Raw genomic sequence first — 10,608 nt, 5'->3', positions numbered from 1 at the left:
GCGTCACCAGCGCCGCCGAACCAGCAGGGAGCGACACCGACCGTGGACACATCCGTCGAGCAGATCGTCGAGGCGCTGCGCGAGTCATTGCTCGATAACGAGCGGCTGCGCCAGCAGAACGCCCAGCTCACCGAGGCGGCGCAGGAGCCCGTCGCGATCGTCGCCATGAGCTGCCGCTACCCCGGCGGCGTCACCACCCCCGAGCAGCTGTGGGAGCTGGTCGACACCGGCACGGACGCCGTCGGCGACTTCCCCGCGGACCGCGGCTGGGACACCGAGGGCATCTACGACCCCGACCCCGACGCCCCCGGCAAGACCCATGTCCGTGAGGGCGGCTTCCTGTACGACGCGCCGCGGTTCGACCCCGGCTTCTTCGGCATCAGCCCCCGCGAGGCCATCGCCATGGACCCGCAGCAGCGGCTGCTGCTGGAAACGTCCTGGGAGGCCTTCGAACGCGCCGGCATCGACCCGCACACCCTCAAGGGCAGCCGCACCGGCGTCTACGCCGGCGTCATGTACCACGACTACGGCAGCTGGCTCACCGAGGTGCCGGAGGGCGTCGAGGGCTACCTCGGCAACGGCAACCTGGGCAGCGTCGCCTCCGGCCGCGTCTCCTACACCCTCGGCCTGGAAGGGCCCGCCGTCACCGTCGACACCGCCTGCTCCTCCTCGCTCGTCGCCCTCCACCTCGCGGTGCGGGCACTGCGCACCGGCGAGTGCGACCTCGCCCTCGCGGGCGGCGTCACGGTCATGTCCACCCCGGACACCTTCATCGACTTCTCCCGCCAGCGCGGCCTCGCACTGGACGGCCGCTGCAAGTCCTTCGCGGAGGGCGCGGACGGCACCGGCTGGGGCGAGGGCGCCGGCCTGCTCCTGCTGGAACGGCTCGGCGACGCCCGCCGCCACGGCCACCGCGTGCTGGCCGTGGTCCGCGGCACCGCCGTCAACCAGGACGGCGCCTCCAACGGCCTCACCGCCCCCAACGGCCCCTCGCAGCAGCGGGTCATCCGCGCCGCCCTCGCCGACGCCCGCCTCGAACCCCGCCAGGTGCACGCCGTCGAGGCCCACGGCACCGGCACCCCGCTCGGCGACCCGATCGAGGCGCAGGCGCTGCTGGCCACCTACGGCCAGGACCGGGCCGAGCCGCTGTGGCTGGGGTCGGTCAAGTCCAACATCGGGCACACCCAGGCCGCCGCCGGTGTCGCCGGGGTCATCAAGATGGTGATGGCCATGCGGCACGGCCGGCTGCCCAGGACCCTGCACGCCGAACAGCCGACCTCCCGGGTCGACTGGGAGGAGGGCGCCGTCGAACTGCTGAAGGACGCCCGCGACTGGCCCGCCGACGGCGAGCCCCGCCGCGCCGCCGTCTCCTCCTTCGGCATCAGCGGCACCAACGCCCACGTCATCATCGAGGCCGCCCCGGAGCCCGAGCCCCGCGCACAGGAGCCCTCCTGGACCGGACCGCTCCCGCTGGTGCTGTCCGGCCACGGCGAGCAGGGCCTCGCCGCCCAGGCCCGCGGCCTGCTGGACCACCTCACCACCGGCACCGACCCCGTCCCCGACATCGCCCACACCCTCGCCACCGGACGCGCCGCGCTCACCGAACGGGCCGTCGTCACCGGCGCCGACCTGCCCGCCCTCACCGCGGGCCTGACCGCCCTCGCCGAGGGCGGCACCGCGCCGAACGTGGTGCGCGGCAGGCCCGCGACCGAGTCCCGGATCGCCTTCGTCTTCCCCGGACAGGGCTCCCAGTGGGCCGGGATGGCCGCCGACCTGCTCGACACCTCACCCGCGTTCGCCGCGCGCATGGCCGACTGCGCCGCCGCCCTAGCCCCCGTCACCGACTGGGACCTCATCGAGACCGTACGGGCGCGGCAGCCGCTGGAGCGGGTGGACGTCGTCCAGCCCGTGCTGTGGGCGATCATGGTGTCGCTCGCCGAGGTGTGGCGCGCCCACGGGGTCCGGCCCGCCGCCGTCATCGGCCACTCCCAGGGCGAGATCGCCGCCGCCTGCGTGGCCGGCGCGCTCTCCCTCGCCGACGGCGCCCGCGTCGTCGCCCTGCGCAGCCAGGCCATCGCCCGCGAACTCTCCGGCCGCGGCGGCATGATGTCGGTGGCGCTGCCCGAGGCCCGGGTGCGCGAGCTCATGGGCCGCTACGACGGCCGGGTCGCGGTGGCCGCCGTCAACGGCGCCTCCTCCGTGGTGCTGTCCGGCGACGCCGACGCCCTGGACGAACTCCGCGAGACCATCGTGGCCGGCGGCGACCGCGCCAAGCGGCTCCCCGTGGACTACGCCTCGCACTGCGCGCACGTCGAGTCGATCCGGGAGCGGCTGCTCACCGACCTGGCGGGCATTCAGGCCCGGCCCGCCGAGGTGCCGTTCTACTCCACCGTCACCGGCGCCCGGCTGGACACCACCCGCCTGGACGCCGGTTACTGGTACACCAACCTGCGCCAGAGCGTGCTGTTCGAGCCCACCACCCGCACCCTGCTCGACGCCGGGTACGGGGTGTTCGTGGAGTGCAGCCCGCACCCCGTGCTGCTGCACAGCATCGAGGAGACCGCCGACGCCGCGGGCGCCGACGTCACCGGCCTCGGCTCGCTGCGCCGCGACGACGGCGGCCCCGAGCGCGTCCTGACCGCCCTGGGCGAGGCCTTCGTCGCGGGCGTCCCGGTCGACTGGTCGGCCGTGTTCAGCGGCATGCCGGTACGCGCCGCCGACCTTCCCACCTACGCCTTCCAGCGCGAGCGGTACTGGCTGGGCCGGTCCGCCGCCACCGGTGACGTCACCGCCGCCGGCCTGGACACCACCGGCCATCCGCTGCTGGGCGCCGCCGTCCCGGTCGCCGAGGGCGGCACCCTGTTCACCGGCCGGCTCTCCACCGCCACCGCCCCCTGGCTGGCCGACCACGCCGTGTCCGGCACCACCCTGCTGCCCGGCACCGCCCTGGTCGAGCTGGCGCTCGGCGCGGGCCACGACCTCGGCTGCGGGCACCTCGCCGAACTGACCCTCCAGGCGCCGCTGCCGCTGCCCGAGCGGGGCGCGGTCCAGCTCCAGCTGCACGTGGCCGCCGCCGACGACGGCGGACACCGCGCGCTGACCGTCCACTCCCGCCCCGAGGGCGCCGACGGCACGGCCTGGACCCTGCACGCCACCGGTCTGCTCGCCCCGCGGGCCGCCCCGCCGTCCTTCGACCTGACGGCCTGGCCGCCCCAGGGCGCCCGGCCCGTACCGGTCGAGGACGCCTACGACCGCCTGGCCGGCCTCGGCTACGACTACGGGCCCGCCTTCCAGGGGCTGCGCGCGGTCTGGCGGCGCGGCGACGAGACCTTCGCCGAGGTCGAACTGCCGGTCGAGCGTGAGGGCTTCGCCCTGCACCCGGCGCTGTTCGACGCCGCCCTGCACGCCGACGGCCTCGCCGCGGACGGTTCCCCCGCCGACGGTGAGGCCACCGCCAGGCTGCCCTTCGCCTGGACCGGGGTCTCGCTGCACGCGGCCGGGGCCACCGCCCTGCGGGTCCGGCTGCACGGCGGCGAGACGCTCTCCGTCCAGCTGGCCGACCCCACGGGCGCCCCGGTCGCCGAGGTCGAGGCCCTCGTCTCCCGGCCCGTCGACCCGGCCGCCCTCACCCCGGCCGCCCGCCCGGACGACCTGTACCGCCTGGACTGGCCGGCCCTGCCCGTGCCCGAGGCGCCCGCGCCCGGCTTCGCCGTCCTGGACGAACAGGGCCCGGCCGCGCTGGACACCGTGCCCGCGTGGGTGGTGCTGCCGGCCGGCGACGCCGACCCGCTCACCGGGGCGCGCCGGGCGACCGAGCGGGTGCTGACCGCCGTACAGGACTGGCTGGCCGACGAACGCACCGCCTCCGCACGGCTGCTGGTGCTCACGCGCGGCGCCGTCGCGGTGGGGGAGGAGGACGTCACCGATCTGGCGGGGGCCGCCGTGTGGGGCCTGGTCCGGGCCGCGCAGGGCGAGCACCCGGGCCGGTTCGTGCTCGTGGACGGCGCGGACGCCGACGCCGCCGTGGCCGTCGCGGCGGCCACCGCGGAACCCCAACTCGCCCTGCGCGACGGCACCGTCCACGTGCCCCGGCTCGCCCGCGCCACCCCGGCAGGACCGCCGCCCGCCCTCGACCCGGACGGCACCGTGCTGATCACCGGCGGCACCGGCGTGCTCGGCGCCCTGGTCGCCCGTCACCTGGTCGCCGCGCACGGCGTGCGCCGCCTGGTGCTGGCCGGGCGCAGCGGCACCGCCGCCGACGACTTCGCCGACCTGGACGCGGAGATCGTCGTGGCCCGCTGCGACGCCGCCGACCGCGGCCAGCTGACCCGCCTCCTCGCCGACGTACCGGCCGAGCACCCGCTGACCGCCGTCGTCCACCTCGCCGGCGTCCTCGACGACGGACTGGTCACCGACCAGACGCCCGAACGCCTGGACGCCGTACTGCGTCCCAAGGCCGACGCCGCCTGGCACCTGCACGAGCTGACCCGCGACCTCGGCCTCGCCGCGTTCGTCCTGTTCTCCTCCGCCGCCGGCACGGTCGACGGCGCCGGACAGTCCGGCTACGCCGCCGCCAACGCCTTCCTCGACGCGCTGGCCGCCCACCGCAGGCACCACGGCCTGCCCGCGCACTCGCTGGCCTGGGGCTTCTGGGAGCAGCGCACCGGACTGACCGCCCACCTCACCGACGCCGACGTGGCCCGCATGGCCCGCGCGGGCGTCCGTCCCCTCGCCACCGAGGAGGGCCTGCGGCTGCTCGACGCCGCCCTGGGCACCGCCGAGCCGCTGCTGCTCCCGGTCGGCCTGGACCTGGCCGTCCTGCGCCGCGCCGGCGACGTCCCGGCCGTGCTGCGCGCTCTGGTGCCCGTGCGCGCCCGCCGTACCGCGGCCTCTCGCGCGGACGCCGGATCGCTCGCCGACCGGCTGGCCGCCCTCGGCCCCGCCGAACGCGACGCGGCCCTCACGGAACTCGTCCGCACCCATGTCGCCGCCGTCCTCGGCCACGGCGGCGACATGGCGCTCGACCCGCGCCGCTCCTTCCGCGAACTGGGCTTCGACTCGCTGACCGCCGTGGAACTGCGCAACCGCCTCGGCACCGCGGTCGGCCTGCGCCTGCCCGCCACCCTCGTCTTCGACTACCCCGACGCGGGCGCCCTCGTGGGATTCCTGCGGAGCGAACTCTTCGGGGACCAGGCCGAGGCCGCCGCCGAGGCCGCCGCGCGGGAACCCGACGAGCCGGTCGCCATCGTCGCCATGGCCTGCCGCTACCCCGGCGGCGTCAGCACACCCGAGGAGCTTTGGCGGCTGCTCGCCGACGGCGGTGACGGCATCGGCGCCTTCCCGACCGACCGCGGCTGGGACCTGGACGGCCTGTACGACCCGGAGCCGGGCAAGGCCGGCCACTCCTCCACCCGGGCGGGCGGATTCCTGTACGACGCCGCCGACTTCGACCCCGACTTCTTCGGCATCGGCCCGCGCGAGGCCCTCGCCATGGACCCGCAGCAGCGGCTGCTCCTGGAGACCTCCTGGGAGGCGCTGGAACGGGCCGGCATCGACCCGCACTCCGTGCGCGGCAGCCGCACCGGCGTCTTCGCCGGCGTCATGTACCACGACTACGGCAGCCGGCTGCGGCACGTCCCCGAGTCCGTCCGCGACTACCTCGGCAACGGCAGCCTCGGCAGCGTGGCCTCCGGCCGGGTCGCCTACGCCCTCGGTCTGGAGGGCCCGACGCTCACCGTCGACACGGCCTGCTCGTCGTCCCTGGTGGCCCTGCACCTGGCCGCGCAGGCACTGCGCCAGGGCGAGTGCACCCTGGCCCTGGCCGGCGGTGTGTCCGTGATGTCGACCGTCGACACGTTCGTGGACTTCAGCAGGCAGCGCAACCTCGCCGCCGACGGCCACGCCAAGTCCTTCGCCGACGCCGCCGACGGCACGGCCCTGTCCGAGGGCGCCGGCATGCTCGTCCTGGAGCGGCTGTCGGACGCGCGGCGCAACGGGCATCCGGTGCTGGCGGTGGTGCGGGGTTCGGCCGTGAACCAGGACGGGGCGTCCAATGGTCTGACGGCGCCGAACGGTCCGTCGCAGCAGCGGGTGATCCGGCAGGCGTTGGCGTCGGCCCGGCTGTCTGCGGCGGACGTGGACGTGGTGGAGGCGCACGGTACGGGGACGACGCTGGGTGACCCGATCGAGGCGCAGGCGCTGCTGGCCACCTATGGGCAGGACCGTACCGAGCCGTTGTGGCTGGGGTCGGTGAAGTCGAACATCGGGCACACGCAGGCCGCCGCCGGTGTCGCCGGTGTCATCAAGATGGTGATGGCGATGCGTCACGAGGTGCTGCCGAGGACGCTGCACGTCGATCAGCCGTCCACGAAGGTCGACTGGGACGCCGGACAGGTGCGGTTGCTGACGGAGGAGCGGCCCTGGCCCCGGACCGACCGTCCGCGCCGTGCCGGTGTGTCCTCCTTCGGCATCAGCGGCACCAACGTCCACACCATCATCGAGGAGGCCCCGGCCGGGGAGCCCGCCCCGGACACGGACACGGACGCGGCACCGGCCCCGCTGCTGCCCCTCGTGCTCTCCGGCGCCACCCCCGAGGCCCTGGCCGCGCAGGCCGCCCGGCTGAGCGCGGTCGCCGACCGGTCCCTGCCCGACCTCGCCCGCTCCCTGGCCACGGGCCGCGCCGCCCTCACCCACCGGGCCGCCGTCGTCGCCCGCGACCGGGACGAACTCCTCGCCGGACTCGCCGCGCTGACCGACGGCACCGCCTCGGACACCGTGGTCCGCGGCCGGCCCGCCGACGGCAAGGCCGCCGTCCTCTTCACCGGCCAGGGCGCCCAGCGTCCCGGCATGGGCCGCGCCCTGTACGCCGCCCACCCGGCCTTCCGGCAGGCCCTCGACGAGGTCTGCCAGGCGCTCGACGCCCACCTCGACCGCCCGCTGCGGGACGTGATGTGGGCGGAGCCAGGCACCGAGGACGCCGGCCTGCTCGACCACACCCTCTACACGCAGAGCGCCCTGTTCGCCGTCGAGACCGCCCTGTACCGGCTGCTGGAGTCCTGCGGCGTACGGCCCGACTGGCTCGCCGGGCACTCCATCGGCGAACTGACGGCGGCGCACGTCGCCGGCGTCTGGGACCTGGCGGACGCCGCCCGGCTGGTCGCCGCGCGCGGCCGGCTGATGCAGGCGCTGCCCGCCGGCGGCGCGATGCTCGCCGTCGACGCCACCGAGGAGGAGGTGCTGGAGCACCTCGGCCCCGAGGTGTCCGTCGCCGCCGTCAACGGGCCCCGCGCCGTCGTCGTGTCCGGCTCCGAGGCCGCCGTCGCCGCCGTCGCCGAGGCGTTCCCCGGCCGCCGCACCAAGCGGCTGCGGGTCAGCCACGCCTTCCACTCCCCGCTGATGGACCCGATGCTGGCGGAGTTCGAGAAGACGGCCCGCGAACTGCGGTACGCGCCGCCCGCGATCCCCGTCGTGTCCGACGTGACCGGCGTACGCGCCGGCGAGGACGAACTGTGCGCGCCCGAGTACTGGGTCCGGCACGTCCGGGAGGCGGTCCGCTTCGGCGACGCCGTCCGCACACTGGAGGCCGACGGCGTGCGCACCTTCCTCGAACTCGGTCCCGACGCCGTCCTGTCGGCCATGGGCGCGCAGGCCGTCGCCGACGCCGAACGGTCGGCGTTCGTGCCCGCGCTGCGCCGTGACCGCGACGAGGAGCGGACCTTCGCGACGCTGCTCGGCGCCGCCCACGTGCGCGGCGTGACCGTCGACTGGCAACGGGTCTTCGCCGGTACCGGGGCCCGCCGCACCGACCTGCCGACCTACGCCTTCCAGCGGCGGCGGCTGTGGCTGGACGACGAGCCCGGCGCGGTCACCGACGCCGGCGGGCTGGGCCAGGCACCGGCCGGGCACCCGATGCTCGGTGCCGCCCTGGAACTCGCCGGCGACGACCGGGTGGCCCTCACCGGCCGGCTGTCCCTCGCCACCCACCCGTGGCTCGCGGACCACGCCGTGGCCGGGGTCGTCCTCGTCCCGGGCAGCGCCTTCGTCGAACTGGCCGTGCGGGCCGGCGACCGCACGCACTGCCCGCGCGTGGAGGAACTCACCCTGGAACGGCCGCTGGTCCTGCCCGATCGGGGCGCCGTCCACCTCCAGGTGGCCGTCGCGGCCCCCGACGCCGACGGGCGCCGGCGGCTGACCGTGCACGCCCGTCCGGAGGGCGCGGACGGCGAGTGGACCCGGCACGCCACCGGCGTCCTCGCCCCGCACAGCGCCCCCGAACCGGCCCCGGTCACCGACTGGCCGCCCGCCGGAGCCGTCCCCGTGGACGTCACCGGCACCTACGACCACCTCGCCGAACAGGGCTACCACTACGGCCCGTCCTTCCGCTGCCTGCGCGGCGCCTGGCGGCTCGGCGAGGAGGTCTGGGCCGAACTCGCCCTGCCCGACGCCGAGGCGGCCGACGGCTTCGGACTGCACCCCGCGCTGCTCGACTCCACGCTGCACGCCATCGACCTGCTCGACGGCCAGGACCCGACCGTGATGACCCTGCCCTTCTCCTGGGAGGGCGTCACCCTGTACGCCACCGGCGCCACGGCCGTCCGGCTGCGCCTCACCCCGCACGGCACCGACCACATGACCCTGCGCCTGTACGACGGCACGGGCGCCCCCGTCGCCGAGGTGACCGCGCTGCGCGTCCGCCAGGTCACCACCGAGCAGCTGAACGCGGCCACACCGGCCCCAGGCGACCTGTTCCGCGTGCGCTGGACCGAACTCCCGCTCACCCGCACCGACTCGGCACCCGAGCCCCGCACCCTCACCGTGCCGACGGAGGGTGACCCCGGTGACGACCTGCCCGCGCTGGCCCGTCGGACCGCCGTGCGGGCCCTCGCCGCGCTGCGACGGGACCTCGCCGACGTGCCGGACGGCGCGCCGCTGGTGGTGGTGACCCGGTCCGCCGTCGCCGTCCACGCCGACGCCGTGCCCGACCCGGCGCAGGCCGTGCTCTGGGGCATGGTGCGGGCGGCGGCGGTCGAGCACCCCGGCCGGTTCGTGCTCGTCGACACCGACGACGACCCGGCCTCGGCCGCCGTCCTCCCGGCCGCCGTCGCCACCGGCGCACCCGAACTCGCCCTGCGGGCGGGCACGGTGTACGTGCCGGAACTGGCCAAGGCCACGGACGCGGAGCCCGGCCCGGCGCCCGCGCTCGACCCGGACGGCACCGTGCTGGTGACCGGCGGCACCGGCAGCCTCGGCCGACTGCTGGCCCGGCACCTGGTCACCCGGCACGGCGTACGCCACCTGCTGCTGACCGGCCGGGGCGGGCGGCTGCCCGAGCCCGGCGCCCTGGACGACCTGGCCGCCCTCGGCGCGAAGGTGACCGTCGCCGCCTGCGACGCCACCGACCGGGACGCGCTCGCCGCCCTGCTGGCGTCCGTGCCGGCCCAGCACCCGCTGACCGCCGTGGTGCACGCCGCCGGCGTCCTGGACGACGGACTGCTCACCGACCTCACCCCCGAGCGGCTGGAGGCGGTGATGCGCCCGAAGACCGACGCCGCCTGGCATCTGCACGAGCTGACCCGTGACCTCGGCCTCGCCGCGTTCGTCCTGTTCTCCTCCGCCGCCGGCACCCTGGGCGCGGCGGGGCAGGCCAACTACGCGGCCGGGAACGCCTTCCTGGACGCCCTCGCCGCGCAGCGCCGCACCGAGGGCCTGCCGGCCCTGTCGCTGGGCTGGGGGCTGTGGGACACGGGGGAGGGCATGGCGGCCGGTCTCGGTGAGACGGAGCTGCGCCGGCTGGCCCGCGACGGCATCCTGCCGCTGCCCGCCGACCGCGCGCTGGACCTGTGGGACGCGGCGCTGACCGAGGCGGGCGCCACGGCCGCCGACCGCGCCCTGCTGCTCCCGGTCCGCGTCCAGGTCACCGCCGACGCCCCCGCCCTGGTACGGGGCCTCGCCCCGGCGGCCGTACGCCGCACCGCCCGGGCGGCGGCCACCGAGGCGCCGGCAGCCGTCGAACCGCTGCCGCGGCGGCTGGCCCGGCTGAGCGCCGCCGACGCCGTGCGGCTGCTGGTGGAGACGGTGTGCGGGCACGTCGCCGACGTCCTCGGACACGGCTCCGGCAGCGCGGTCGATCCCCAGCGTTCCCTGGGCGACCTGGGCGTGGACTCGCTCGCCGCCCTGGACCTGCGCAACCGGCTCGGCGCCGAGACCGGCCTGCGGCTGTCCACCACCCTCACCTTCGACTACCCGACCTGCGACGCCCTCGCCCGGCACCTCTTCGAGGAGCTCGGCGGGGACACGTCCGGCGACGCGGTCGACATCGAGGCCGAAGTGGTCCGCCTGGAGGAGCTGTTGGGCACCGCGCTGGACTCGGCCGCGCTGGACGAGGAGCAGCGGGCCCGGGTGGCCGCCCGGCTGCGCACCCTGAGCGCGCGCTGGGACGGCACCGGTGAGTGGCGGGAGAGCGGCACCGGTCCCACCGGGGACACGGGTCTGGAGACGGCCACGGCCGACGAGCTGTTCGACATCCTGGACGGTGAACTGGGCAGCTTCAGCTGAGGCACACGCCCGACGGAGCGCGGCCCCACCGGAGACACCTCCGGTGGGGCCGCG

General features: G+C 76.5%; 1 protein-coding gene. It reads left to right on the top strand.

Going from position 1 to position 10,608, the window contains the following annotated elements; genetic code table 11:
• Positions 1-42: 42 nt before the first annotated feature.
• Complete coding sequence (locus tag AQJ11_RS14630) at positions 43-10,554, top strand: type I polyketide synthase (RefSeq protein ID WP_059263335.1); 10,512 nt, start codon at positions 43-45, stop codon at positions 10,552-10,554.
• The last annotated feature ends 54 nt before the right edge of the window (positions 10,555-10,608 follow it).

It is taken from the genome of Streptomyces corchorusii (genome assembly GCF_001514055.1).
GTDB lineage: Bacteria > Actinomycetota > Actinomycetes > Streptomycetales > Streptomycetaceae > Streptomyces > Streptomyces olivaceoviridis.
This window is presented reverse-complemented; position numbering and strand designations above follow the sequence as displayed.